Genomic DNA, 25,280 nt, shown 5'->3' on the forward strand with positions numbered 1-25,280 from the left:
GGGCGACAGCCGCGCTTCCGGCGCGACCGCCGTGGTTAGGTCTTCAGATCGTCGAAACCGGCGGCGGCCGCCTGCACCTCCGGCGGAAAGTCGGACATTTCCTGCACCTGGCGGATCTCGATGATCTCATTGGCCGAGGCCGGGCACTTCTTCGCCCAGGCGATCGCCTCCTCGCGCGAGCCGACCTCGATCATCCAGTAGCCGCCCAGCACTTCCTTGGCCTCCGTGAAGGGGCCGTCGGTCACGATAGGCACGCCGGTCGCAAACGAGACGCGGGCGCCCGTCGACGGCGGATGCAGGCCGTCCAGCGTGATCAGCACGCCGGCATCCTTCAGCGCCTCATTGTAGCGCATCATCGCGGCGACGCGTTCGGGATCGAGTTGTACATCCGCCGGCGCGGTCTCGTAGCCGAGCGGGATCATCAGCATCATGAATCGCATGCGGTTCCTCACTGAGGACATAAGCGGGCCGCATGGCCCGCGCTCCCTGGTAAGACGAACGAGCTTTTACCAAGCAGACAGGGCCGTGAAAATTATTCGGAGGTCATTGCGGCGCTAGCCCCAAATTCTGATCGCTCATCGTGATCCCTTGCGCGGGACCGGCTAAACTGTCATGCCGCGGGTCCGAGCAAAGGACCGCGTCATGACCTCCTCCCCCGCCAAAGTTGCCCTCATCACCGGCGCCGCGCGCGGGATTGGGCTGGCGACGGTGAAGCGCTTTCTCGCCGAAGGCTGGCGCGTGGTGCTGCTCGATATCGAGGGAGAGCTGCAGGCTGGCGCGACAGCGGCGTTGAACAATCCCGACAATACGCTGGCGATCACCTGCGACGTGTCGGACGCCGCCGCCGTGGGAGCTGCAATGGCCGCTATCATGAGCCGCTTCGGCCGGCTCGATGCGGTCGTCAACAATGCCGGCGTGGCCATGTTTGCGCCGGTGCTGGAGACCAGCGATGCCGACTGGAACAGGATCATGGCGGTCAACCTCACCGGCCCGTTCCTCTGCACCAAGGCGGCCGCCCCGCTGATGCGCGAGCAAGGCGGCGGCGCTATCGTCAACATCACCTCGATCTCAGCCGTGCGCGCCTCGACGCTGCGCTCGGCCTACGGCACCAGCAAGGCCGGGCTTGCGCACCTCACCAAGCAGCTCGCGGTCGAGCTCGCCTCGCTCAACATCCGCGTCAATGCGGTCGCACCAGGGCCGGTCGACACCGCGATGGCGAAGCAGGTGCACACCAGGGAAATCCGCGCCGACTATCACGACGCCATCCCGCTCAACCGCTACGGCCTGGAGGAGGAGCTCGCGGAAGCGATCTTCTTCCTGTGCTCGGAGCGTGCGAGCTACATCACCGGCCAAATTTTGGCCGTCGATGGGGGCTTCGATGCAGCCGGCATCGGCCTGCCGACGCTGCGCGGCGAGCGGCGGAACGGGTAAATCTTGCAGGGTGAGTTAGCCCTGCAGATGCGCGATGCGCATCTGCTCGGCGTAACCCACCTCTTCTCACGCGGCGACAAAAGTGGTGGGTTACGCCAGCGGGACTGCGCTTCGCGCAGCCGCAGTGCTAACCCACCCTTCCGGACCGCGGAACCGAGTTGGTGGAGACTTCATGCGACGCATTGCATTCGTCAAAGCCTGGATCTTCGCAACCGCCCTGCTCGCTTCTGTCCCGGCCAGGGCCGAGATCCGCATCATCCAGAGTCCCGGCGGAGAGGTCGGGCCGTTCCTCGATCTGTTCGAGAAGGTGCGCGAGAGCGGCGACCGCGTGGTGATCGACGGTCCCTGCCTGTCGGCCTGCACGCTGGTGCTCAGCATCGTGCCGCGCGAACGCATCTGCGTCACCAAGCGCGCCGTGCTCGGTTTCCATGCCGCGCGTTCGGTCGACCGGCGCGGCCTCTTCTATGCTGAGCCGGAAGCATCCGAAGCCGTGCTTGCGGCATATCCGGGCCCCGTTCGCGACTGGATCAGCCGTCGCGGCGGCCTCACCTCGCGGTTGCTGTTACTGAAGGGGCGCGACCTCGCCGCGATCTATCCGCGCTGCCGATGACAATTCGGTTGCAGGCGGCGGTGTGACCGCGATGAATCCTCCGCTGTCCGACGATTAGGCAATTCCCGGCGATTTCGGCCCTCCCGGAGCGAAATCCGCTCAGGTGCTTCGCAACGCGTGCACAATTTACGCGGTTTCCAGCTTTTTCCCAGCGCCTATGATGATGCAGGCCAGACCGAGGCCTACCCGGCTCGCGATGGCTGCGGGCCGTCATATCTCGGCAGCGGCGGCGGAATATGGTGGTTCCACTTTTTCGAGATCGGTCATTTTCAAATAGCATCCATATGGAGTCCATCGATTTTCGCTATCGCCTGTCGGATCAGGGACGGATCGTCCTCGGCCCGCTGAGCTCCGAAGAAACCCTCGAATTCGAGGAGCTGTCGCGGCGCGACCGCGAGGGCCTGATCGACCTGACGTCGGAACTGCGGCTGCTCGAGTTGTACGTCAAGTACACCGGCTCGGACGCCAAGGTCTCGCTCGCGCCGTCGGAGCCGGCTGCGCACGTGAGTGAGACGCCGCGACGACGAAGGCCGTTGCCGCGACGACCGTCACGTCAGCGCGACTTTATTGTTCCCATGATGGTCGCGGTGGGCATGAGCTTCATGCTGATCGCGCTGTTCATCAGCTGATGCATGGCGTCATGCGCCGACAACCATACGCAGTGCACGGGGAGCCGTGGCCGTCTACTGAAAAACGACCTGCACCACCGGCGCGAGCTTCACGCTGGCGCAGATCAGCATTCCCCACAGAGCAAAATTGATTTGTAGCGCCGCCGCCATCGGTCGCTCCCTTCCAAGTCACGCCCCACCCTAATTTGTAGGTATTGTGAACAAAGTTAGCGATTCGGGCGCGAAGTTCACAGCCTAATCTTGCGCCAGTTGTTGTGCGATGCAATTCGCTTCATGTCACAAACCCGCTCGCGCTGTTCTCGCAAAGTGAATCGAGCGCACGAATCTCCTTTCGGCCATGCCGGTGTCGTCGTTTTCCCTTAAGTCCCGGGTAAGCGTCGCGATGCAAAGTTTTCCACGCGGATTTGCGTGGCGTAGCGCACGGCAGGTTCGGCATGGCTCGACATATTCTCGTCTTGCTCAGTTTTTGCGCAGCGCTCGCGGGATGCGCAAGCGCGCCGGCGGCGGAGCGTCGTCCGATCGCGTGGGACGGACTCGGTCAGGATCCCAATCGTTCTGCTGTCACAAAACGCCGCCTTGCGAATCACTCAGCACCTGAGAGCGATCCCAATGTTGAGCGGCAACGGGTGCTGGCCAGGCTGCGTCCCTATTCCGACGCATGGTGGGCCGTGCAAGACGAGATCGAGGCCGAGAACGACAGGCAACTCGGCTCGAAGCTCGTGATCTGCCGCAGCTGCGTGACGCAGCCGCCGGGAGAGGACGTGACCGGATCGATCCGCTGATGAGGCGCGCGCTCCCTCTCTCAAGACAATCGAGAGAGGAAGCGGCAGCCCAGGGAATCAGCCGGGCGTTGCGCTCACATTCCTTCGGCGGGGCAGTTCACCATCCAGGGAATGCCGAACTTGTCGACGCACATGCCAAAGCCCTTGGCCCAGAACGTCTTGCTGAAGGGCATGGTGACGGTGCCGCCGTCGGCAAGCGCGTTGAACTTGCGCTCACCCTCCGCGGGGTCCGCGACCGTGACCGAGATCGAAAAGCCCTGGGGCTTTTGAACATGCTCGGGCGGCGAGTCTGAGGCCATCAACACGCTACCGTCGGGCAGCGACAGCCGCGCATGCATAATTGTCTTCTCGCGGCCGGGCGCGGCGGGCATGTCCGACGGCGCGTCCGACGCCCGCATCATGGCGTCGATCTTGCCGCCCAAGATCTTGGCGTAGAAGTTGAATGCCGCTTCGCAATTGTCCTGATAGAACAGATAGGGATTGAGCATCGTTTCTCTCCTCTTCGCTTGCTTGTCTTCGCTTCCTTGGCAGTTCCTTGGCAGTTCCTTGGCAGTTCCTTGGCAGTCCCTTGGGGCGGTGGCTGGTGCTACTTCTCGGTGAGCTTCTTCAGGCTGGCGAGGCCGGCCTCGAAGTCCTTGCCGATCATGGTGTCCATGTTGATGAAGACCTGCATCACCTTGGACATGAAGGGCGCCGGACCGTACATCGCCCACGTGACCAGTGTGGCATCGCCTTGCGGCATAAAGGTGAACTCGGCGGTGTTGTGGCCCTCGAAAGGCCGTTCGAAATCGAGCTTGATGCGGAGTTTCGACGGCGTGCTCGCCTCGAGGATTTCCATATGGCCGGCGCCGACATTGTTGTTGCCGTCCCAGGCATAGGTCGCGCCCTTTCCTGCCGCGGTTCCTCCGAAGGCGCGCTTCATGGCGGGGTCGCGCCCTTCATAGGGCGACCAGCTGGTCCAGAAGTGGAAGTTGGAGACCAGCGGATAGATCGCCTCGGCCGGCGCCTTCAGCGCGAGCGAGCGCTCGACACGAAACGTGTCGGGTTTGGTGAGGGCGAAAACGAGGATGCCCGCGATCCCAACCGCGAGCAGGACAGCGACGATGGCAATGGCTTTGCGCATGAAGGACTCCCTGGATATGGGATTAAGACGAAGGGAGACGGCGGGAACCGACAATCGGCGGGACGAAATTTTGGGCCGTCACTTTGACCATCGCTTGGCCATCACTTGGCCTTCGCGCCCTGCCTGGCGCCGCCATTGGCTCCCTTCGGCTGGCTGTCCCGGATCAGGCGATCAATGTGCATGCGGATGTGGGCGGCCTCGGCCGAGGTGTTGGCCAACGCGATGGCGCGGTCGAAGGCGATGCGGGCTTCGTCGTTGCGCCCGAGCTGCATCAGGAAAGCGCCGCGCACGCCGTAAAAATGAAAGTAGTTGGCAAGTTTTGGCGCCAGCGGCTCGATCAGGTCGAGCGCGGCCTGCGGCCCGCGCACCTTGGAGACCGCGACCGCGCGGTTGAGCGTCACCACCGGCGAGGGCTGCACCACTTCGAGCGCACCGTAGAGCAGGTCGATCTGGGTCCAGTCGGTCTCCTCCGGCGTCGCCGCACGCGCATGCAGCGCGGCGATCGCGGCCTGGATCTGGTAGGGCCCGCTGTGGCGATGGCGCATCGCCTTGTCGATCAGCGCGAGGCCCTCCGCGATCATGGTGCGGTTCCACAGCGAGCGATCCTGGTCGTCCAGGAGAATGAGCGAGCCGTCCTTGGCGAAGCGCGCGGCGCGGCGCGCGTGCTGCAACAGGATCAGGGCAGTCAGGCCCATGATCTCGGGCTCGCCCTGGAACAAGCGCAGCAACAACCGCGCCAGCCGGATCGCTTCCTCGCACAGCGGCTTGCGGATCTCGGCAGTGTCGCCGCTTGCCGAATAGCCCTCGTTGAAGATCAGATAGATCATCGCGGCGACACCGGCGAGGCGTTCGGAACGCTCGATCGCGCCGGGCGTTTCGAACGGCGTTCCGGCTTCCGCGACTTTCGCCTTGGCGCGGGTGATGCGCTGCTCCATCGCCGCATCCGAGACCAGGAAGGCGCGCGCGATCTGCTTCACGGTCAGGCCGGAGACGATGCGCAGCGCGAGCGCGATCTGCTGCGTCGCCGGCAATTGCGGATGGCAGCAGATGAACATCAGCCGCAAGATATCGTCGCGGTAGTGCGAGCCGTCGAGCCGTTCGGCGAGCGCCCCTTCGGCGTCGTCGAGATCCGAGATCGCCTGGTCGTCCTCGGGCAGCGGCTGCTGCTTGCGGGTACGGCGCACCTCGTCGATCGCGACGTTGCGGCCGACCATGATCAGCCAGGCTGCGGGATCGCGCGGCGGCCCGTTCTGCGGCCAGGTTTTCAGCGCACGCAGGCAGGCGTTCTGAAACGCCTCCTCGGCCGTATCGAGATCGCGAAAATAGCGCAGCAGCGCACCCACCGCCTGCGGACGCGCCGAGGTCAGCGCGGTCTCGATCCAGCCGGTATCGGCCTCGCTCACGCCGAAATTCCTCCGGGCCGGAATACGCCGACGGGCCGCACCTCATAGGCGCCGCCGGGATTGGCCGCGCCGAGGTCGCGCGCGACGTCGAGCGCCTCGTCGAGGTTCTTGCAGTCGACGATGTAGAAGCCGAGCAGCTGCTCCTTGGTCTCTGCATAGGGGCCGTCGAGCACCAGCGGCGGGTCTTCCTTGCGCAAGGTCGCCGCCGCCGTGGTCGGCAGCAGCCGGGCGACGGGCCCGAGCCGGCCCTGCTGCGTGAGCTTATCCTGCACCACGGCGAGCTTCTTCATCACGGCCTCGTCCTGGTCCTTGCTCCAGGAGCCAACGAAGTCCTCGTCGTGATAGCAAAGGATCGCATAAAGCATGGGCAGCACCTTCCCTGAACGCTTGTTTTAAAGACGATCCACTATGCCCCGCCCCGACAGGGCTGCGGAAAAAATTTGCGAGAAAAATCCGGCAGATCGTGCCAAGGAGAGCCTTCAAAAGCGGAACCTTATGAGGCACTTCGAATGACCCTGGGCATACTGGCCGTCCTGATCAACAGCACGCAGCAGAACTGGCTGCCGGAGCGCTGGAAGGCCCGATTCGACGCGGTCTGCGGCGGCCGCCGCGTGGTGCTGCTGCCGGATGCCGGGCTCGATCCGGCCGAGATACACTATGCCGCAGTGTGGAAGCCGGTACCGGGCGACCTCGGCTCTTTCCCCAATCTGCGGGCGATCTTCAATCTCGGCGCCGGTGTCGATGCGCTGATGGCGGACAAGAGCCTGCCCAACGTGCCGCTGGTGCGTGTCGCCGTGCCCGACCTCACCAACCGCATGACCGAATATGTCGTGCTGCACGTGCTGATGCACCACCGCCAGGAGCTCTACCTGCGGGACTCGCAGCGCGCGAAACGCTGGGAGCCGAAATATCAGTGGCCGGCGAGCGCGGTCACGGTCGGCGTCATGGGCCTCGGCACGCTCGGCGCAGACGCGGCCGATGTGCTGCGGCAGCTCGGCTTTCGCGTCGCCGGCTGGAGCCGCAGCCCGCGCTCGATCGAGGGCGTCGAGTGCTTCCACGGCACGGCCGGAATGGATGCGTTCCTGCGCAAGACCGACATCCTGGTGTCGCTATTGCCGCTGACGCCTGACACAAACGGCATCCTCAACCGTGACGTCTTCACAAAGCTCAACCGTGCGAGCCCGCTCGGCGCGCCGGTGCTCATCAATGCCGGCCGTGGCGGCTTGCAGAACGAAGCCGACATCCTCGCCTGCCTCGACGACGGCACGTTGGGTGCGGCCTCGCTCGATGTCTTCGTCCAGGAGCCGCAGCCGAACGACAGCCGGTTCTGGACCCATCCCAAGGTCATGCTGACCCCACACAACGCCGCCGACACCGACGCGGATGCGATCTCGGCCTACGTCGCCGAGCAGATCGCAAGGTTCGAGGCGGGTGGCGCGCTGGAGAATGTCGTGGATCTGGGGCGGGGGTATTAGGGCTCCTCAGCGTCTCTACCTCACACTACCCCGTTCTCCACCTCGTTCACGCTCTCTTAGCGAGAAGTTGATAGGCATTGTTAATCAACGCTCAACGAACGAGTCGGACATGCGCGCGAGCCTCGGCCTCAGGATGCGGATTACGGTTGCGCTGGCGCTGACGGCGGCGGCGACCGCGCTGATTGCCGTACTCGGGGCCATGTGGATCATCGCGGGCATCATCGACCGCGCCGACCAGCGCGAGCTGCGCAGCCATTATGATGCGCTGCTGTCGCGGATCGCGGAAGAGTCCCATCGCGCCGCCGCCATGAGCGCCGTCGTGGCCGCGATGCCAGCGACGCAGGAGGCGATGGCCAAGCAGGATCGCGAGGCGCTGGTGCGCTTGTTCGGGCCGGTGTTTGCCGCCACCAAGTCGGAATACGGCGTCGAGCAGTTCCAGTTCCATACGCCGCCTGCGACCTCCTTCCTGCGCGTGCACCAGCCGGCGAAGTTCGGCGACGACCTCTCAAGCTTCCGCAAGACCGTCGTCGACGCCAATCAGGACCACAAGGTCGTGATCGGCCTCGAAGGCGGCGTCGCCGGGCTCGGCATCCGCGGGGTGGTGCCGATTGCACAAGCCGGCAAACATCTCGGTTCGGTGGAATTCGGCCTGAGCTTCGGGCAGTCCTTCCTCGACGATTTCAAGCTCAACCGCCATGTCGACATCACCTTCCATCTCGCCGATGGCACGGGCTTCAAGCTGTTCGGCGGCACGCTGAAGGGCAAGAGCTTCTTCGACGCGGCAGATTATGGCCGCGCCGCCGGCGGCGGGTTCACCGTGAAGCAGGGTAAGCTCGACGCGACGCCGATTGCCGCGCTGCTCGGGCCGATCAAGGACTTCTCCGGAAAACCGCTCGGCGCCGTCGAGCTGGTGATGGACAACGCCGATTACGTGGCCTCCGCCGACCGTGCGTGGATGCTCGCAATCGCCATCGCCGCGCTCGGGCTCGTGCTGGCTGCGATCGTCGGCTATCTCATCGCCCGCGGCATCTCGCGGCCGATCCTCTCCATCACCAGCGTGATGCGCGAGCTCGCCGACGGCCGGCTCGACGTCGCGGTCCCCGAAAGCAAGGCGAACGACGAGGTCGGCGCGATGGTGAAGGCGGTCGCGGTATTCCGTGACAACGCCGTCAATTTCAGCAAGCTCCAGGCCGATCAGCTCGAGGCCAAGGCGCAGTCCGAGGCCGAGAAGCGGCGCGCCTTTGCAGCGCTCGCCAACAATTTCGAGGCCAGCATCCGCGACGTCGTCACCACGGTGTCCTCGGCCGCGGTCGAGATGGAGCACACCGCGCGCTCGATGTCCGATATCGTCGAGCAGTCGCGCAATCGGACCCGTGCGGTGTCGTCGGCCTCGGCGCTCGCCTCGGAGAACGTGCAGACGGTGGCGGCCGCAGCGGAAGAGCTGTCCTCGTCGATGACCGAGATCAGCCGCCGCCTTGCCCATGCGACCGAAGTGGTGGGCAAGGCCGCCAGCGACGGCCGGCAGTCCAACGAACGGGTGCAGAGCCTGGCAGAGGCCGCGCAAAAAATCGGTGACGTCGTCTCCTTCATCAATGGCATCGCCGGGCAGACCAATCTGCTGGCGCTGAATGCGACGATCGAGGCGGCGCGCGCGGGCGAAGCCGGTCGCGGCTTTGCGGTGGTCGCCTCCGAGGTCAAGGCGCTCGCGACCCAGACCGCGAAGGCGACGGAAGAGATCGGCGCGCAGGTGACGGCCGTTCAGGGCGAAACCACCGGCGCTGTCGAGGGCATCCAGTCGATCTGCGCGACGATCCAGCAAGTCGACGAAATCTCCGCCGCGATCGCGGCAGCCGTCGGTCAGCAGGGCACGGCGACGCAGGAGATCGCGCAGAATGTCCAGCAGGCCGCCGCGCGCACCGGCGAGGTCTCGCAGAACATCGCCGGCGTCACCGACGGCATCGCCGCCACGGGCACGGCCGCGGAAGAGGTACTGGTCTCGGCGATCGAGCTGTCAAAGCAGTCGCAGCGCCTGCGCGACGAGGTGGATCGTTTCCTCGCACAGATCCGGGCTGCGTAACGGGGCTAAGGCTTAAGCTTGGCTCCCACCATCACATCAATTGCGCCATTCACAATGGCCTCCAGCTCCTTGCGCGAGACGCGCGCGCGGGAGCGGATAGCAATCGAGTGCACAGTTGCGGATGCAAGCTGCGCCAGCACGACCGGATCGGCACTCTCCGGCAGCTCGCCCTTCTCCCTGGCGCGGCGAAAGCAATTCGCAAAAGCCTTGTCGAGCTCGCTCAGTCCATCCAGAACCATCGCGCGGATGTCGGGATCGCCAACCGCTTCGGAGGCCGCGGTCACCACGGTAAAGCAGCCGCGAGGACCGGTTTCGCCGGAGAGATAGATGTTCAGCGCGCATGCGAAGATGCCCTCCAGGCGCTGACGCACCGGCATCTCCTCGCGAAAGATCTCGGCCATCGAGGCGCGCGCGTCGTCGCGGTAGCGCTGGTAGCTCTTGATGTAGAGCTCGCGCTTGTCGCCGAAGGCGCCGTAGAGGCTCGGCCGGTTCATGCCAGTGGCTTCGCTGAGATCGTCGAGCGACGTCGCGGCAAAACCCTGCCTGCGAAACAGGTCGAGCGCCTTGCCGAGCGCGACGTCGGGCTCATAGCCGCGCGGCCGTCCGCGGCGCTTTGGCTCGCCGCGGCGCTCGGGCGCAGTGGCAGCAGCTGGCGGCTTCGATTTTTGTACCATGTCGCAAATTAATCCTTGACCGCACCCATAATATGCAAGATGGTACAAAAATCAATCTGGCCAGGTTGAGCGACACTCACAAAGAGAATTGCCCAAGGAGGCCCACGATGGATCTTTATTTCTCCCCGCTCGCCTGCTCCATGGCGACGCGCGTCGCGCTCTATGAAGCCGGCGCCGAGGCGAATTATCTCGAAGTCGATCCGCCGACCAAGAAGGTGCTCAACGACGGCTCCGACTTTCGCACCGTCAATCCGATCGGCCTGGTGCCGACGCTGCGCACCGACGAGGGCGTGGTGCTGACCGAGAACGCCGCGATCCTGCAATATGTCGCTGACCGATTTCCGCAGTCCGGCCTCGGCGCGGCGGCGGGCATCGATCGGACGCGCTTGCATCAATGGCTCTGCTTCATCGGCACCGAGCTGCACAAGGGCCTGTTCATCCCCGTGCTCGACCGCAAGGCGCCGCAGGAGGTCAAGGCCTATGTGCTGGAGAAAAACCTGTCGCGGCTCGACTATCTCGATAACTACCTGAAGGGCCGCGACTACCTGCTCGACCATTTCAGCGTTGCCGACGCCTATCTCGTCACGGTCATCAACTGGACCATGGCGACGCCGCCGATCGAGCTTGCCAAATGGCCGAACGTGAGGGCCTATTACGATCGGCTACGGACGCGGCCCTCGATCGCGAAAGCGATCGCGGAGGAGTTCGAGCTGTACAAGGTCGAGCAGGCGCGGAAGAAGGCGGCGGCGTAAGCCAAAGCTCACATACCAGCGACGTCGTTCCCTGTCGGCCCGGGACGGCGTCGTTCTTTTGAGCCGTTCAGCTCCTCGGCGCTTGCAGCACGATCCCATAGCGACCGTATATCCGATCGATCGTGCCTTCGTTCCGCAGCCGTTCCAGCGCTCCGTCGATGGCTTCGCGCAACGCATCATCCGGACGGACCATGCCGACGGCGACATTCCAGTTGAGATCAGCCACGCTCTCGTCGCGATCCAGGATGCGGAGTGCCTTGTCCGGATGCGTCAGATTGAAATAGCTCGCCGCCGTGGGCGTGACCGCGGCAGCGTCGATCTCATGGTTCGACACGGCGTCGAGGCTGTCGCTCTCGAAGCCGAAGGTCGATGTGGGCACGTGCCGCTGACCGATGATCATGGCTGCGACGGATCCGACCTGCACCCCCACCTTGGTATGCTGGTTGAGGCCCTGGAACGAGGCGAGCGTGCTGGATGACGGCACGGCGAGTGCGACGCCCGTTCGATAATAGGGCTTGGAGATCCTCAAGCGGGTTTCGCCTTGCGCTTCACGGTCGGCGATAACGTCCAGAACAATGTCGCAGCCCGCGCTACGCATTTGGTACTGCGTGATGATCCAGTCGAGCCGCAGCGAGACACCGAGTTCGCGTGCCAGCGCCTGGCCCAACTCGACCTGAAAGCCGGGCGGATCGCCGGCCTTGCGCGCAAAGGGAAGCGAGTTGGGATGCGCGCATAGCCCGATCTCGCCACTCGAGCGGATCGCGTCCAGGGTTCGCGCCTGCGCCGGTCCCGATAGAACGATGGCGGCACAAACGATGACCGGGACAATTGCCTTCATTACGCGTCCTCATTTGGATGGATAGGGTTCTCGGCGGCTCAGCCCTCGTGCGGCTTGAGTTGCCGGATGTATGTGATGATCTGGTCGATCTGCGCGTCGCTGAAGGTCTCGCCGAATGCGGGCATCGCACCTGGCTTACCGTTCTTGATGCGGCTGCGAAGATAATCATCGTCGTGGGTCGTATTCATGAGCTGCGGCCCCTTGCCGGCCGCGCGCCCTCCATCGGAATGACACCAGCCACAGGTCGTTGCAAACAACTGCCCGACGTCGAATGTCTCCCCGTCCGGCGCAGGAGTGGCAGACTGCGCATGGACCGGCACGGCACATGCCACCGAGACGGCCAGTGCCGCCGGCAGCAACGTCATTTTCCCCAAATTCGATTTCACGGGGTCCCGCTCCGTTTTCGCAAAGCCTCATCAGGCACTGAAATGCGTGGGGAGCGGGAGTGTCCCCGCTCCCCGACAGGTCTTCGGAGCGACCTATTTCAAGCTGTAGACGATCAGCGCGCCATCGTCGCGCGGCATGCTCTTGTAGACGCCGCCGAAGGTCGGCGCGTAATCGTCCGATGCCATGCCGCCAAAGCCAGCGGTCACCGCGATATACTGCTTGCCGCCGGCGGAGTAGCTGATGATTCCGCCCTGATGGCCGGTGCCGTCAGAGTGATTCCACAGCTCGGTCCCGGATTCGGCATCGTAGGCATGAACTGTACCCCGCGAATCCGGCACGAACACGAGATTGCCTCCGGTCGACAAGACGCTTCCGAGCGGTGGCTCAGGGTAGCGGACTTCCCACTTCTTGGCGCCGGTGATGGGGTCGCGCGCGTCGAGATGGCCATAGATTTCACCGCCAGGCGGCGGCGCGATCTTGAAGTCGGCGCCGATGTTGAGCTGAGCCTGAGGAGCAACGATCGGAGTCGTCTTCAGAACCTCGAGCGTCATGCACCATTCCTGGCCGAGCTTGTAATAGAGCCCCGTCTTCGGGTTGTACGACCCGGCGTTAAAGCTCACCCCACCGGAAATGTGCGGGCACAACGGCTCGGAAACCTTGCCGGCGGAGAAGTCGCGACGACCGATCAGCTCACCCGTCTTGGGATCAATGTCCTTCACAAAATTGCTGTTCTGGGTGATCCGCCAGACGTTCTTCAAACCGAGATTGCGGTCATAGACGAAGATGTAGCCGCTCTTGTTCGGATGAACCACGTACTTCTGGCCGTCGCGCTCGAGCATCACGAACTCGCCGACCGCGCTGTCGAAGTCCCAGGCGTCGTGCGGCAGTTCCTGATGGTAGAATTTCAGCTTGCCGGTATCGATATCGAGACCGATCACCGAACTCGTATAGAGATTGTCGCCGGGACGCGCACCTTGCGTCTTGTAATCAGCGCCTGACCAATCGTAGAGCGGCGCCGGGTTTGCGGTGCCCCACAGGATGGTGCTGGTCTCGGAATCGTAGGTGCCCGGCATCCAGCCGCCACCACCGCCGGTGCGCCAGGAATCGCTGCCCCAGGTCTTCATGGCCTCGTCGGTGCCTGCGACCGTCAGGAACTCCCACTTCTTCTTGCCGGTGGCGGCATCCACAGCGAAGATCGGGCCACGGCCCGGCCATTCACCACCTTGCGCGCCGATAATCACGCTCCCCTTCGCGTAAAGCGGCGCGCCGGTGAAGCCGACCGTGAGCTTCTGCGAGTCGATCAGCTTGGTGTCCCAGAGGACCTTTCCCGTCTTCGCATCCAGCCCGATGAGACGACCATCCATCGTACCGACGAAGACCTTGCCTTCACCGAGAGCTACGCCGCGGTTGTAAGGAGAGTGGGTCTGTCGGCTGATCAGCGCCTCATCCAGCTCCGGAAAGAACGACCAGATCACCTCGCCCGTCGTGCCGTTCAGCGCAAAGACACGGCTGTAAGAACCCGAGTAAAAGAGCACGCCGTCGGCCACGAGCGGCATTGACTGCAGGCCACGCGTCGATCGTCCGGGAATGTGTATCCAGGCTACGCCCAGATTGCCGACATTGTTCGCATTGATCTGCGCGAGCGGGCTGTAGTGATAGGATTTGTATGAACCGTGATAGGTGAGCCAATCGTTCTGACCGCCGGCCTCGATCCGGGCCGTATCCACGGTTTGAGCCAACGCCGCCGACGCCGCAAGCGTCGCGCCGACAAGAACAGGTAAACCCGAGTTAAGCCACTGCTTCCTCATATGCACTTCCTCCCGCTTTCGTGTTTATGGATTGCGTGATGAGCGCCGCTGCGAGGGGCGTCTGCAGTTCAGTACGCGTCGATTGCTCTCCATCGGACATGATCTGCCAACGAATATCCCCGCCTTTCGGCGCATATCGCCAAAGGAGTTACGTTCAACGGAGTGATTGCTATTGCGCTTCTGCTCGCAGGCATAGCGTACGCCGGAACGCAGGGAGTGCAAAGACGGAACGCATGCGCGGCGCGAATTCGACGCGCGAGAGCCCATTTGAAACGGCAGCGGCACTGACCGTTTCGTCTCAATCGACCAATCCCGGACTGACGCGGGTTAGCCGTAAAGCACTTTCGGCACCATCATGGCGATGCTCGGCCAGGTCGTCGGCAGCAGCACGAAGTCGATCATCACGATGAGATAGAGCGGCGCGACACAGGCGATGGAGTCGAGTCACCTCACCCCGCACGCCCATAGATCGCCGCGGCATTGTCTGAAGACACCAATCCGCTTTCGAGGTCGTCGCGCACGCTTTCCGGCATACGCTCCCGGGGATCGCCGATCCCGGCGCCACCCGGCGTCATCACCACCAGGCGATCATCGCGCGGCACGGTCTGAAAGCCCTTGCCACGCATCTTCTGGCCGGACTTCAGGCCGACATAACCAGCCTCGCCGTTCTGGCCGCCATCGCGTCCGCGTGGCGGATGGTCGATGCGATCGAAGGCCGCGAGGATGTCGAAGGGCGCATCGATGCCGGTGCCGACCTCGATGATCTGGCCGAGGCCGCCGCGGGTGCGTCCTGCCCCGCCGGAATCCGGGCGCAGCTCCTTGCGCCAGAAGATCAGCGGCGTCTGCGTCTCCGCGATCTCGACCGGCGTGCCGCGCACGCCGCTGGGATAGGCGGTGGCCGACAGCCCGTCCTTACCGAAGCGCGCGCCGGTGCCGCCATTGCTGGTGACAGCCATCGAGAACCCGTAATTGCCGCCAGCCCCCGAGCGGGTCTGTCCGCGCACATTGAGATTCCACAGGCACGAGGTGCCTTCCGCCGGCACGCGCTCGGGAATGATCTGGCGCAGGCAGCCGAACACCACGTCGGGCAGCATCTGGCCGACGATGTGACGCGACGCCACGGGCGCCGGCTTCGGCGCATTGAGGATCGCGCCAGCAGGCGCCGACACCGTCAGCGGCGAGAGCGAGCCGGCATTGTTCGGGATCTGCGAGGCGACGACGCAACCGAGGCCGAACACGGTATAGGCCGTGGTGTAGGAGAGCGGCACGTTGATGCCGAACTTCGAGGCGGCCGAGGTGCCGTCGAAATCGACGTGAATGCCAGTATCCGAGATCGTCAGCGTCGCCGCCAGCGTGACCGGCGCGTCATAGCCGTCGACCACCATGCTGTTGCGCCACGTCCCCTTCGGCAGCTTCGCGATCTCTGCCAGCACCGCCTCGCGCGAGCGGTCGCAGATGTAGTCGCCGAGCTCGTCGAGCGTCTCGATCTCGAATTCGGTCATCATCTCGACCAGGCGCTCGCAGCCGACATCGTTGCAGCCGGCGAGCGAATAGGTGTCGCCCTCGGTATCGATCGGCAACCGCGTGTTGGTGCGGATCATCGCCATCAGCGTCTCGTTGACGACGCCCTGGTCGATCAGCTTCAGCATGGGGATGTAGAGCCCCTCCATGAACACGTCGGTGGCATCAGGCCCGAAGCCGATGCCGCCGATGTCCATGAGATGGCTGGTGCAGGAGAACAGCGCGACGATTTTGCCGTCCTTGAAGCAGGGCGTGGTGACGACGAAGTCGTTGAGATGGCCGGTGCCCATCCAGGGATCGTTGGTGATGTAGGCGTCGCCTTCCTTCATCGTCTCCAGCGGGAAATGATTGATGAAGTGCTTGACCGATTCCGCCATCGAGTTGACGTGACCGGGCGTGCCCGTCACCGCCTGCGCCAGCATTCGCCCCCTGAGGTCGAACACGCCGGCGGAGAGATCGCCGCATTCGCGCACGATGGGGCTGAAGGCGGTGCGCAGCAGCACCTGCGCCTGCTCCTCAACCACGGCGATCAGCCGGTGCCACATGATCTGAAGGTCGATCAGGCTCGCGCCACTTGCCTTGCTCATGATCAGGCCGCCTTTCGTTCCATGACGATGCTGCCGGCACCGTCGATATGGGCGTCAAAACTGTTCGAGACGAAGGTGGAGGTCTCGTCCTCGGCGATCACGGCAGGGCCCGCAATCGTCGCGCCGGGCGCCATGTCCTCGCGGCGATAGAGCGGGATCTCGATCACCTCGCCTGCGCGGCCGTCGAAGAATTTGCGGCTGCCGGAGGCTTTATCCGCGGGCTTGCGTGTCACGGCCGCAACCGTGGGCGGATTGCGCGCTTCGGTGGTCGCGAGCACCGACCAGCTCAGCACCTCGATCGCCGCGCCCGGGATCGGACGCTCGAACATCGCCGAATAGTCCGCCTCGAATTTTTGGCGCAGGCCGGCGAGATCGGCTGATGTCAGCGGCCGGTTCGGCAGCTCGACGGTGATCTCGTGGCCCTGGCCGACATAGCGCATGAAGGCCGCGCGACGTTCGCGCACCAGTTGGCCGGCAGCGCCGGGCTCGACCAGCGCACGTGCTTCGGTCACCATCTCCTGAAGCAGGTCGGAGACTGCACCCGTGTCGAAGTCATCGAGCCGGACGTGGCGGCTACGCACGAGTTCATAGGCGATGGGAGCCGCAAGGAATCCGACCGCCGAACCGACGCCGGCATTCGAGGGCACGATCACCCGGGAGACACCGATCTTCTCGGCGACGCGCGCGGCATGGAGCGGCGCGGCACCGCCAAAGGCGATCAGCGTGTGCTGGCCAACGATCTCGCCGCGTTCGACCGCGTGCACGCGCGCAGCGCTCGCCATGTTCTCGCAGACGACCTCGTGCACGGCATAGGCCGCAGTTTCCGCCGACAAGCCAAGCGGCTCGCCGACGCTGCGTAGCAGCGCTTGCTTCGAAAGCTCTGAATCTAGCTTGATCGTGCCGCCCGCAAAAGCATCGGGATCGATCATGCCGAGCGCAACGTCGGCATCAGTCACGGCCGGACGCTGGCCGCCGCGGCCGTAGCAGGCCGGTCCCGGTTCAGAAGACGCACTCTCGGGGCCGACGGTGACACGCTTCATGGCGTCAACATGGGCGATCGAGCCGCCACCGGCGCCGATCTCGACCATCTCGATCACGGGGATGCGCACCGGCAGGCCTGAGCCTTTCAGGAAGCGCGCGGCGCGATCGACCTCGAACACGCGCGAGGTCTCGGGTTGATATTTTTCGATCAGGCAGATCTTTGCGGTGGTGCCGCCCATGTCGAAGGACAGCACCTTGCTCTCGCCAAGACGCGCCGCGATCTGCGCCGCAAAAATCGCGCCGCCGGCAGGGCCGGATTCGACAAGACGCACCGGAAAGCGCCGCGCCGTCTCGATCGAGGTGACACCGCCGCCGGAGGTCACGAGATAGATGGCACCGCGATACTGCTCGACCTGCAAGGCATCGGACATGCGGGCGAGATAGCCGTCGATCAGCGGCTGCACATAGGCGTTGGCAACCGCAGTCGAGGTGCGCTCATATTCGCGGATCTCGGGGCACACCGCGGAGGACACCGTCACGGAGATGCCGGGCATCTCCTCACTGATGATCGCAGCCGTGCGGCGCTCGTGCTCGGGATTGGCGTAGGAATGCAGGAACGCGATCGCGACGCTTTCGACCTTCAGCTCACGCAATTTCGGCGCGAGCGCGCGCACGGCTGCTTCATCCAGCGGGAGGCGGACCGCGCCGTGCGCGTCGATGCGCTCTGGCACGGTGAAGCGCAGGCTGCGCGGCGCCAGCGGCTTCGGCTTGTCGATGCCGAGGTCATACTGGTCGTAGCGGCTCTCGGTGCCGATATCGAGCACGTCGCGAAAACCGTCGGTCGCGATCAGCGCGGTCTTGGCGCCGCGCCGCTCGATGATGGCGTTGGTCGCGAGCGTCGTGCCGTGGATGAACACGTCGATGTCGCTGATATGCGCGCGCGCATCGGTAAGGATGAGCCGCATGCCATCCAGCACCGCCTGCTCCGGCCGCTGCGGCGTCGTCAGCAACTTGCGCGTTTTGCGCACCTCACCCACGTCCAGCACGATGTCGGTGAACGTGCCACCGATATCAACGGCAAGCCGCATTTCGGCTCCCTCAAACATTCCAAAATTCTCCGTGCTGATCGTCAAGATCGGGGTGAAAACGCAGCAAATTCCATGCCATCGAGCGTGCCGGCGACGCTGCGCCCGGCTATTCTGCTTGGCACCCATGCAATAGGCAAGACGTGTTCGCTTCGCGCGAGTTCAGAGCAGGAATGCAAGCGCCGCCTCGCAGCGCTCCTCGACCTTGAGCGTGAGGAGATCGTCGGCGCGAGTGCGTCCAAGATTGACCGCGGCGATCGGAATCTGACGATCTGCGGCAGCCTTCACGAAGCGGAAGCCGGAATAGACCATCAGCGATGAGCCGACGATCAGCATGGCGTCGGCCTGCGACAGATGATCCTGCGCGGTCGCGACCACGTCGCGCGGGACGTTCTCGCCGAAAAACACCACGTCGGGCTTGAGGATGCCGCCGCAGGCTTCGCAAGGAGGCACCTTGAACGACGAGAAATCCGCATGCTCAAGGTCGGCGTCGCCGTCAGGCGCGTCCGCCGCATCGAGCGTCAGCCATCCCGCATTGGCGCGGCCAAGCGCATCCTGGAATTCGTTGCGCGGCGTCTTAGCCCCGCAGCCCATGCAGCGGACGAGATCGAGCCGGCCATGCAAATCGATCACCTGCCGGTGGCCGGCGGATTGATGCAGCCGGTCGACATTCTGGGTCAGCAGCATGCCGCAGCGCCCGCTCGCCTCGAGCCGCGCGAGCGCATGATGCGCATCGTTCGGCCGCGCCTGGCCGAACCGCCGCCAGCCGATCAGGCTGCGCGCCCAATAGCGCTGGCGCGTCTGCTCTTCCGACATGAAAGCCTGGAAGTTGACCGGCTGGGTCCGCTTCCAGTTGCCGTGGCTGTCTCGGTAATCGGGAATCCCCGAATTTGTGCTGCAGCCGGCGCCGGTCAGCACGAACAGATTTTCGTGGCGGCCGACGAAATCTTCGAGCGGACGGTTTGCCAGCGGAGGTTTTGCCATGGCGCAGATGTAGTCTGCGCAGGCCGGTTTTGCCAGATCAGCACCGTTCCGACGGCTCGAATCCCGCGATCAGCTTCACGAGCTCGCTCTGCCGCGCCGTGCCGGTCTTGCGGAAGACATTGTGGAGATGCGTCTTGACGGTGGCCTGCGTCAGCCCGAGGGCCTCGGCGAGGGCCTTCACCCCGCTCACCTTCATGACGCCATCAAGCACACGGATCTCGCTGGCCGTGAGATTGTAGAGCTTTGCCAGCGCTTCCAGCGGCGGCGGGCTTGCAGGCGAGGTCTTGCGGACGAAGACGGCGGCCACCGCCGAATGCAGCGCCCCGGTGCGCCGGCGGTCGCCCGAGGTCAATGGCAGCACATCGACAAACCAGCGGCCCTGCGCGCTGACGATCGGAATCGAGCCGCCGTTGTCAGAGGTGGTATTGCCGTTCTCGGCGGCGAAAAGCGCCTCGCGCAGCGCACGCTGCGCCTCGGGCGCCGTCACGGTCAAAGCTCCCTTTCGCTCGATGAGCAGCCCGCCCCGGTCGAGGATGAGCCGAGCCGGTTCATTGGTGAAGACAAGGCGTCCATTGGGACCGACCAGGAAGACCGCGGCCGCCACGCTGTCGAGCGTCTGGGTCAGCACCGCCTGAGCTGTCTTGCTCTGATCGAACAACCGCCCGATCGACACGGCTCGCTGGAAATGCGGCACGATCAGCGCAAAGCGGCGCCGATTGTCGGGATCGGCGAGGCCGTCCTTTTCATGCAGCCGGACGCTGATGATCGATGAATTGGTGGCCCCCTTCTCCAGATTCGACCCGAGCGCATCGATCATGTCCTGCGGCTTCATCCACTCTTCATAGAAGCGCGTCTCCGCCATTTCCTCGAACGGGACGAAATCGGTGGATGCATAGACGAGACCAGCCTCGCAGAAAGTGGCGGCCGGAAAGCACGGATTTAGAGGAAGATATTTCTCGAGATAGAGCTTTGTGTAGTGCGGCTCTTCATTGAAGAGGTGCAGCACTGCGGTTTGCTCGGTGGCTGCGTCGTGCCAGAACAAGGCGCCGGAGGAGCCGCCGACGAACAGGCAGGCCTGCTCCAGGGCACGGGGCCAAAGTGCGGGGTCGAGCGCGGCATCGTAAATCAGACCGATCAGCTCTGACAGCAGAGCAGCTTCAGACGTCACAACCAGCTCTTCATCATTCCGAACAATTTGCAGGGCATTCGCGCCTTCAGTCGCACCGTACCACAAGGTGCATGACCGCTGCAAAACTCCGCATGCACGAATATTGAGAAGCGCGTTGCGCGATGAAGCGGCATGGCGCCGCCAGTTGGACTCAAGAGGCGGACCGCCCTGCTCCATCGTTGAGCAAAGCCGCGTCAGTTCCGTTCACCATCACTGCGTCGCGGACGGGGCCGGCTGTTTTGCAGGCACGCTCGGTTTCGGCGGCGTGGATTGCTTCTGCGAGACGACGGCCTTGCCCGGCGGAGCCTCAGGCGCCGGCGGCGCCACGGGGGCGGATTGGCCGACCGACAAGGAAACACCGAACACGCGCCATTGCCCTTCGACCGGCGCAAACAACAGCTCGAAGTTCACCTGCGACGGCGCCGACGGAAAAAATCCTGCCATGTGCAGGAGACCGTTCGGCTCGATCTGCGGCAGCAGCGACAATTGCGGATCGATGACAGCGACGCCGGAGAGATCGAGCTTTGTCGCCGCGCTGCTTGGCAAATATCTCCGCAAGCTTTGCGGCGGTGTTCGTCTGGAATCCGGGCGCGCTGAGATCGCGCAGCACGGTGTAGTTCCCGGTCTTGTTGGCGTGGCCGTCGCCGGGCCGCAGCGGGCGCGCCTGACGTCGGCGGCGGCGCCCGGTCCGGCGGTGGCGCGGCCGGCCTCAATGTTGATCTCGTCCGGGCGGCGGGTTAACGCGCTATAAGATCAGGTTGGATCGTCATGGCGTTTTTAGCTCCTTGTTGGAGCATGAAGTTTTCAGGAAGCCGCTTCACACTTTTTCGGATCACGCTCCGGGCCCCCCATCACCAAGCGTATCGCACCACGCCCTTGCCGGCGTAGCTGTTGGTCACCTTCGAAAACTCGCCCTCGAAGGTCGCAGCCACCGACCAGCCGTTGCGCCATTTCAGTTCGGCTGAGGCAGTGGTCAGTGCGCTGTCGGAAGCCTGTGCCGCACCGTTGACGACGAAGCTCGCGCCGGGCAACGCCTGGAAGGTGGCGGCCACCGAACGGCTGGGATCGTAATCATGCGCCCAGCCAAAGCGGCTGCGCAGGGTCAGAATGCCATCGGCGAGCGCGTAGGATTTGTCGGTGCGGATGCCGAGTTCGCTCCTGACATCGGTGACGCTCCTGGCGCCATAGCCCAGTGCGAACGCGCCGCTGCCGGCCAGCACGCTTTCGGCATAGGCCGGCAGGTCGAAGGTAGTGAACTGGCCCGCGGCATACGGTGTGATCCCGATCCCGCCGGCCAACGGCGTCACGAAGCGATAGCCGCTTTCGACCCGACCTGAGTAGGCGTTGGCATCGAACTCGGCGCGCAGATGGCCGAAACCGCCAGCGGTGACGATACGATCGGTGGTGATGTCCTGCCAGCCATAGGCCAAAGCGGCCGTGATATAGGCCGCGCCTTCGGTGTGGCGGACATAGGCACCGGCCTGGAATAAATCCGAGCGGCCGCTGCCCGATCCGTTGACGCTGAAATTGGTGCCGCCACCGGCCAGCGCAAAACCCGCGACGGTGTTGGGTGAGAACAGATAGTCGGCGCCTACAGCAGTGCCGTAAACGCTGCTGGTGGTGTTGTTGGAGCCGAGTGCCAAATTGCCATCGGTGGTTTGCGATCCACCATAGCCCGCGGTCCACACGCTCCAGCGCTGTTCGAAGGAGGGCGCGAGCGGTGCCTTGGTGAACATCGCAAACGCATCGGTGTTCTTTTTGCGCGCAGCATAGGCGCTGGCGGCTTCCTCAGCATAGCCGGTGGCGCCCGCCGAGCCGGTGCCGCCGCCGCGGTTCATGAAGGGATCGGTCATCAGGCCCATGAACTGGTTCATCGCATTGAAGGTGGTCTGCTGCGATCCGGTCGCCACCTCACCGGAGGCTTGGGTCAGGCCCGTCGGTGTCAGCGCGCCAAACGCCATGGGAATGCTGCCGGCGGTGGTGAACGAATTGGTCAACGCGTTGGCGATGTTTTGTTGATTGCGGTTGAGTCCGCTGCCGGACGGCGGCACGAAATTCAGCACCAGGTCGAGATAGGCATGCGTCGGATCGTAGCGCAGCGAACCCTGGAAGCCGGACGGCAGATTGCTGATGACCTGCGAACCGAAGGTGCCGCTAACGCTGCCGGCGCTCAAAATGGTGTAGGTCTTTGATATATTTACAAACGGCCCCGCCGCGAACGCGGCGTTGACGGAGGCGCCGCCGAGCGTCGCCGCGCCGGTGACGTTGGCGAACGACGCCGTCGCCGAATTGAGCGCGACCAGATAGATCGCGCCGGACTGGAACGCTAGATTACCCATGACCATCATCGACGAACCGGGCGTGCCGTTGCCTGGTGCGAAGCTGCCGCCGCTTGCGATCACCGTATTGCCGACGGTGCCGGTGCCGTCGAGTGCGCCGCCCGTGTTGACGGTAAGGCTCGTAGCGGATGCCAGATTGCCCTCGACCGACAAGGTGCCTGCGTTGACGTTCACGGGACCGGCGAAGGTGCTGGTGCCGGTCAGCGTCCAGGTGGAATCACCAACCTTGGCAAAGGAGGCAAAGCCCTGATATTGCGGCGTGCCGAGTTGCGAAATGTCAAAACTCGCGGCGGTGCCGCCACCGAGTTGGAAGGTGCCGTTGCCGGTCTGGTCGACGACGTTGCCAGTGAAACTGAAGCCTGCTCGGAGTTCGAGGATGTTGGCGCCGCTGGTGAAGGTGACCGCGTTGGCGCGCGTCACGCCATCGCCGGAGAGGCCGCCGGAGATCGAACCGCTGTTGATGACGGTGATGTCGGTGCCGTAAACGCCAGCACCGCCGAGGCCAACGGCGCCAAGACTGCTGCCCATACCGCCGAGGCCACCAGCTCCGCCCGTGATGTTGCCGGTGTTGGCGAGCACGCCGCCGCCTGCGAACATCACGCCGCTGCCGCCGCCGCCGCCAGCGCCGCCGATGCCGCTCTGGCCGACGCTTCCGTTGCCGCTACCGCCAAAGCCGCCACCGCCACCCGTGCTCTGGCCGCCGTTGCCGCCTGCGCCGCCGATAATGCTCCCGATGTTGGAGAGTGTGCCGGCCCCCGCGAACATCACAGCGGTCCCACCGTTGCCGCCGGTGCCGCCGTTGCTGCCGTTGCCGCCATTGCCGCCATTTTCACCATTATTGTTGAAGACGCCGCCTGCGCCGCCGCCGCCGCCAGCGCTCTGGCCGCCGCTGCCGCCGGCACCCGCGGTAATGGTTCCTGTGTTGGAGAGTGTGCCGGCCCCGGCGAACATGACGGCGATGCCACCGTTGCCGGCGTTGCCGCCGGCGCTGCCGTCGCCGCCGTCGCCGCCGCCTTCACCCTGACTTGCGCCGCCGGAGCCGCCAATGCTGTCGCCGCCGGTGCCGCCAACGCCACCGAGAATGGTGCCGGTGTTAGACAGCGCGCCAGTCGCCGCGAACATGACGGCAATGCCGCCATCGCCGCCGTTGCTGCCGCCGCGGACGATACCGCCCTGTCCCCCCGCGCCGTCGATGCCACCACCGCCGCCGATGTCGAAGCCACCGATGCCGCCGAGGCCGCCGTTGCCGCCCACGGCCTGGCCGGCGCCGCCTCCGGCGCCAGCGGTAATTGTGCCGGTGTTGAAGAGCGTGCCGGCCGCCGCGAACATGACAGCGATGCCGCCAGTTCCCCCGGCGCCGCCAGCGTCGCCGAAGCCGCCGAATCCGCCGTCACCGCCATTGCCACCCTTGCCGGGTGGGCCACCAGGACCGCCTTGGCCACCGTCGCCACCGTAGCCGCCGGTACCGCCGCGGGTGCTACCGCCGCTGCCACCATTGCCGCCGATGATGCTGCCTGCGTTGGTCAACGTGGCGGTAGCCATGAACGTGACACCAAGACCGCCCGCGGCGCCTGCGCCGCCAACGCCGGTGGGATCACCATTGAGGCCGGTGCCGCCATTGCCGCCGGGGTTACCGGCAGGGCCCTGATTGCCGATCGTACCAGGGCCAGCCACCGCCTCGTAGCTGATGCCGCCACTACCGCCCGCACCGCCAGCGACGGTCCTGCCCGCGATGATAGTCACATTGGCGTCGACCGTGTTTAGTCCAGCGCTGAAGGCGGCGCCGCCGCTACCGCCCGCACCGCCTACTCCCCGGGTGTAGCCACCGCCGCCGCCACCGCCACCGATGGCATTCGCGTCAATGGTGATTGCAGGCGCGGCACTGCCGGCTCCGGGTGCGAGCGCGAGCCCGATGCCCCCGGAACCGCCTTGCGCCCCAATGCTTTGTCGAACATTTCCGCCATCGCCCCCACCACCGCCCGCGCCGCCGGTAACGGTTGACGAGAGCGTGCCGAGATTGCCGCCGCCAGTGACGACCGCGCCCCAGCCGCCAGCCCCGCCGCCGCCGGCGCCGTCTTGGGAGTTGATGATATCCGCGTTGCCTCCGCTGCCGCCGGCGCCACCGCTGACATTGCCGATTGGAACTCCTGCCTGGACAGAGCCGTGGGCGCCGCCACCGCCGCCGCCGCCGCCGCCGTTGGCGCCACCAGGGTAGGAGGCACCATCTGCGCCGGCCGCCCCTGCCGCAGCTCCTCCGGCTCCTCCCAATACGGGTGGGCCACCGAAGACAGTGCTGGCCGTCGACGTGCCGCCCTTGCCTCCAGTGGTTCCGGCGCCGCCGCCACCGCCTCCTTGGAAGTTATCGCCTCCAGCGCCGCCGGTGCTCGTTGCGCTATCGATGCCGCCTGTGCCACCACTGAAGGGGGGACTAGTGCCGCCGGCACCGCCATCTGCGTGTGCCGGCGCAACCGCGATCGCCATGATAAGAATAACGGCGGTGCCGCCTAATAGTCCGGCCCGAGACATCCGGCGCGGACGGGTGCGGTGGCGGAGGTCGTCATCCTCTAGGTTCCGAAACCCCGCGCCTGATCCACCGCTTTGAGATCCATATTGCCGGTTAGCGGTG

Annotated in this window: 22 protein-coding genes; 7 read left to right on the forward strand and 15 right to left on the reverse strand. The window is 64.8% G+C overall.

Annotation, left to right across the window (positions count from 1 at the left end; translation table 11 throughout):
- Positions 1-35: 35 nt before the first annotated feature.
- A complete protein-coding gene (locus ABIC09_RS15210) occupies positions 36-440 on the reverse strand; it encodes a YciI family protein (RefSeq protein ID WP_148754013.1) in 405 nt (134 codons plus the stop codon).
- A gap of 202 nt (positions 441-642) precedes the next feature.
- Here ABIC09_RS15210 and ABIC09_RS15215 point away from each other — a divergent pair, with 202 nt between their 5' ends.
- The 4 genes from ABIC09_RS15215 to ABIC09_RS15230 all read left to right on the forward strand — a co-directional run bounded on the left by ABIC09_RS15215 (position 643) and on the right by ABIC09_RS15230 (position 3,452).
- Complete coding sequence (locus ABIC09_RS15215) at positions 643-1,431, forward strand: SDR family NAD(P)-dependent oxidoreductase (RefSeq protein WP_354032313.1); 789 nt, start codon at positions 643-645, stop codon at positions 1,429-1,431.
- Positions 1,432-1,603: 172 nt separating this feature from the next.
- Complete coding sequence (locus ABIC09_RS15220) at positions 1,604-2,041, forward strand: hypothetical protein (protein ID WP_148754015.1); 438 nt, start codon at positions 1,604-1,606, stop codon at positions 2,039-2,041.
- Positions 2,042-2,325: 284 nt separating this feature from the next.
- Complete coding sequence (locus ABIC09_RS15225; RefSeq protein ID WP_148754061.1) at positions 2,326-2,670, forward strand: hypothetical protein; 345 nt, start codon at positions 2,326-2,328, stop codon at positions 2,668-2,670.
- A gap of 626 nt (positions 2,671-3,296) precedes the next feature.
- Positions 3,297-3,452 carry a hypothetical protein gene (locus ABIC09_RS15230; RefSeq protein WP_347340241.1) on the forward strand — a complete coding sequence of 52 codons (156 nt, stop codon included), beginning with the start codon at positions 3,297-3,299 and terminating at the stop codon, positions 3,450-3,452.
- Positions 3,453-3,526: 74 nt separating this feature from the next.
- Here the strand turns inward: ABIC09_RS15230 and ABIC09_RS15235 are convergent, their stop codons facing one another.
- The 4 genes from ABIC09_RS15235 to ABIC09_RS15250 form a co-directional block, all read right to left on the reverse strand.
- Entirely contained in the window at positions 3,527-3,940 is a 414-nt protein-coding gene (locus tag ABIC09_RS15235; protein WP_148754017.1) for a VOC family protein, read from the reverse strand.
- Positions 3,941-4,038: 98 nt separating this feature from the next.
- Positions 4,039-4,575 carry an SRPBCC family protein gene (locus ABIC09_RS15240; RefSeq protein WP_148754018.1) on the reverse strand — a complete coding sequence of 179 codons (537 nt, stop codon included), beginning with the start codon at positions 4,573-4,575 and terminating at the stop codon, positions 4,039-4,041.
- Positions 4,576-4,676: 101 nt separating this feature from the next.
- Positions 4,677-5,978 (reverse strand): RNA polymerase sigma factor, encoded by a 1,302-nt coding sequence (locus tag ABIC09_RS15245; protein WP_354109752.1) that lies wholly within the window; start codon positions 5,976-5,978, stop codon positions 4,677-4,679.
- Positions 5,975-6,343, reverse strand: coding sequence for a YciI family protein (locus tag ABIC09_RS15250; RefSeq protein WP_014492384.1), 369 nt, complete (start codon positions 6,341-6,343; stop codon positions 5,975-5,977). The genes ABIC09_RS15245 and ABIC09_RS15250 overlap by 4 nt, the downstream gene beginning before the upstream one ends.
- 144 nt (positions 6,344-6,487) lie before the next feature.
- Here ABIC09_RS15250 and ABIC09_RS15255 point away from each other — a divergent pair, with 144 nt between their 5' ends.
- The gene (locus tag ABIC09_RS15255; protein ID WP_148754020.1) at positions 6,488-7,453 is read left to right on the forward strand and encodes a 2-hydroxyacid dehydrogenase; all 966 of its coding nucleotides are present in this window, start codon (positions 6,488-6,490) and stop codon (positions 7,451-7,453) included.
- Between the two features lie 109 nt (positions 7,454-7,562).
- Entirely contained in the window at positions 7,563-9,530 is a 1,968-nt protein-coding gene (locus tag ABIC09_RS15260; RefSeq protein WP_354109753.1) for a methyl-accepting chemotaxis protein, read from the forward strand.
- A 5-nt stretch (positions 9,531-9,535) separates the two neighbouring features.
- Here ABIC09_RS15260 and ABIC09_RS15265 read toward each other — a convergent pair whose 3' ends face one another.
- On the reverse strand, positions 9,536-10,204 hold the full coding sequence (locus ABIC09_RS15265; RefSeq protein ID WP_354109754.1) for a TetR/AcrR family transcriptional regulator: 669 nt from the start codon (positions 10,202-10,204) through the stop codon (positions 9,536-9,538).
- A 107-nt stretch (positions 10,205-10,311) separates the two neighbouring features.
- Between ABIC09_RS15265 and ABIC09_RS15270 the strand changes: the two genes are divergently transcribed.
- Complete coding sequence (locus tag ABIC09_RS15270) at positions 10,312-10,956, forward strand: glutathione binding-like protein (protein WP_354109755.1); 645 nt, start codon at positions 10,312-10,314, stop codon at positions 10,954-10,956.
- A 67-nt stretch (positions 10,957-11,023) separates the two neighbouring features.
- On the opposite strand, the gene ABIC09_RS15275 is transcribed toward ABIC09_RS15270, so the two are convergent.
- From ABIC09_RS15275 to ABIC09_RS15315, 9 genes are all read right to left on the reverse strand, one after another.
- The gene (locus tag ABIC09_RS15275) at positions 11,024-11,794 is read right to left on the reverse strand and encodes a substrate-binding periplasmic protein (protein WP_354032318.1); all 771 of its coding nucleotides are present in this window, start codon (positions 11,792-11,794) and stop codon (positions 11,024-11,026) included.
- A 38-nt stretch (positions 11,795-11,832) separates the two neighbouring features.
- A complete protein-coding gene (locus tag ABIC09_RS15280; RefSeq protein ID WP_187435180.1) occupies positions 11,833-12,159 on the reverse strand; it encodes a c-type cytochrome in 327 nt (108 codons plus the stop codon).
- A gap of 114 nt (positions 12,160-12,273) precedes the next feature.
- A complete protein-coding gene (locus tag ABIC09_RS15285; protein ID WP_354109756.1) occupies positions 12,274-13,989 on the reverse strand; it encodes a pyrroloquinoline quinone-dependent dehydrogenase in 1,716 nt (571 codons plus the stop codon).
- Positions 13,990-14,438: 449 nt separating this feature from the next.
- Positions 14,439-16,097 (reverse strand): hydantoinase B/oxoprolinase family protein, encoded by a 1,659-nt coding sequence (locus ABIC09_RS15290; protein WP_148754026.1) that lies wholly within the window; start codon positions 16,095-16,097, stop codon positions 14,439-14,441.
- Positions 16,098-16,099: 2 nt separating this feature from the next.
- The gene (locus ABIC09_RS15295) at positions 16,100-18,184 is read right to left on the reverse strand and encodes a hydantoinase/oxoprolinase family protein (protein ID WP_354109757.1); all 2,085 of its coding nucleotides are present in this window, start codon (positions 18,182-18,184) and stop codon (positions 16,100-16,102) included.
- A gap of 141 nt (positions 18,185-18,325) precedes the next feature.
- A complete protein-coding gene (locus ABIC09_RS15300; RefSeq protein ID WP_354082253.1) occupies positions 18,326-19,147 on the reverse strand; it encodes an NAD-dependent protein deacetylase in 822 nt (273 codons plus the stop codon).
- Between the two features lie 37 nt (positions 19,148-19,184).
- Complete coding sequence (locus ABIC09_RS15305; RefSeq protein WP_354109758.1) at positions 19,185-20,315, reverse strand: helix-turn-helix transcriptional regulator; 1,131 nt, start codon at positions 20,313-20,315, stop codon at positions 19,185-19,187.
- A gap of 210 nt (positions 20,316-20,525) precedes the next feature.
- Positions 20,526-20,861 (reverse strand): hypothetical protein, encoded by a 336-nt coding sequence (locus ABIC09_RS15310; protein ID WP_502917672.1) that lies wholly within the window; start codon positions 20,859-20,861, stop codon positions 20,526-20,528.
- Positions 20,862-21,166: 305 nt separating this feature from the next.
- On the reverse strand, positions 21,167-25,135 hold the full coding sequence (locus ABIC09_RS15315; protein WP_354109759.1) for an autotransporter domain-containing protein: 3,969 nt from the start codon (positions 25,133-25,135) through the stop codon (positions 21,167-21,169).
- Positions 25,136-25,280 lie beyond the last annotated feature (145 nt).

The sequence above is a fragment of the Bradyrhizobium sp. S3.12.5 genome, assembly GCF_040548225.1.
GTDB lineage: Bacteria > Pseudomonadota > Alphaproteobacteria > Rhizobiales > Xanthobacteraceae > Bradyrhizobium > Bradyrhizobium cytisi.

What these genes read in the sequence shown, in the direction of transcription:
- ABIC09_RS15210 (WP_148754013.1), bottom strand. Translation starts at nt 440, where the DNA reads ATGCGATTCATGATGCTGATGATCCCGCTCGGCTACGAGACCGCGCCG.
- ABIC09_RS15215 (WP_354032313.1), top strand. Translation starts at nt 643, where the DNA reads ATGACCTCCTCCCCCGCCAAAGTTGCCCTCATCACCGGCGCCGCGCGC.
- ABIC09_RS15220 (WP_148754015.1), top strand. Translation starts at nt 1,604, where the DNA reads ATGCGACGCATTGCATTCGTCAAAGCCTGGATCTTCGCAACCGCCCTG.
- ABIC09_RS15225 (WP_148754061.1), top strand. Translation starts at nt 2,326, where the DNA reads ATGGAGTCCATCGATTTTCGCTATCGCCTGTCGGATCAGGGACGGATC.
- ABIC09_RS15235 (WP_148754017.1), bottom strand. Translation starts at nt 3,940, where the DNA reads ATGCTCAATCCCTATCTGTTCTATCAGGACAATTGCGAAGCGGCATTC.
- ABIC09_RS15240 (WP_148754018.1), bottom strand. Translation starts at nt 4,575, where the DNA reads ATGCGCAAAGCCATTGCCATCGTCGCTGTCCTGCTCGCGGTTGGGATC.
- ABIC09_RS15250 (WP_014492384.1), bottom strand. Translation starts at nt 6,343, where the DNA reads ATGCTTTATGCGATCCTTTGCTATCACGACGAGGACTTCGTTGGCTCC.
- ABIC09_RS15255 (WP_148754020.1), top strand. Translation starts at nt 6,488, where the DNA reads ATGACCCTGGGCATACTGGCCGTCCTGATCAACAGCACGCAGCAGAAC.
- ABIC09_RS15260 (WP_354109753.1), top strand. Translation starts at nt 7,563, where the DNA reads ATGCGCGCGAGCCTCGGCCTCAGGATGCGGATTACGGTTGCGCTGGCG.
- ABIC09_RS15265 (WP_354109754.1), bottom strand. Translation starts at nt 10,204, where the DNA reads ATGGTACAAAAATCGAAGCCGCCAGCTGCTGCCACTGCGCCCGAGCGC.
- ABIC09_RS15270 (WP_354109755.1), top strand. Translation starts at nt 10,312, where the DNA reads ATGGATCTTTATTTCTCCCCGCTCGCCTGCTCCATGGCGACGCGCGTC.
- ABIC09_RS15275 (WP_354032318.1), bottom strand. Translation starts at nt 11,794, where the DNA reads ATGAAGGCAATTGTCCCGGTCATCGTTTGTGCCGCCATCGTTCTATCG.
- ABIC09_RS15280 (WP_187435180.1), bottom strand. Translation starts at nt 12,159, where the DNA reads ATGACGTTGCTGCCGGCGGCACTGGCCGTCTCGGTGGCATGTGCCGTG.
- ABIC09_RS15285 (WP_354109756.1), bottom strand. Translation starts at nt 13,989, where the DNA reads ATGAGGAAGCAGTGGCTTAACTCGGGTTTACCTGTTCTTGTCGGCGCG.
- ABIC09_RS15290 (WP_148754026.1), bottom strand. Translation starts at nt 16,097, where the DNA reads ATGAGCAAGGCAAGTGGCGCGAGCCTGATCGACCTTCAGATCATGTGG.
- ABIC09_RS15295 (WP_354109757.1), bottom strand. Translation starts at nt 18,184, where the DNA reads ATGTTTGAGGGAGCCGAAATGCGGCTTGCCGTTGATATCGGTGGCACG.
- ABIC09_RS15300 (WP_354082253.1), bottom strand. Translation starts at nt 19,147, where the DNA reads ATGGCAAAACCTCCGCTGGCAAACCGTCCGCTCGAAGATTTCGTCGGC.
- ABIC09_RS15315 (WP_354109759.1), bottom strand. Translation starts at nt 25,135, where the DNA reads ATGGCGATCGCGGTTGCGCCGGCACACGCAGATGGCGGTGCCGGCGGC.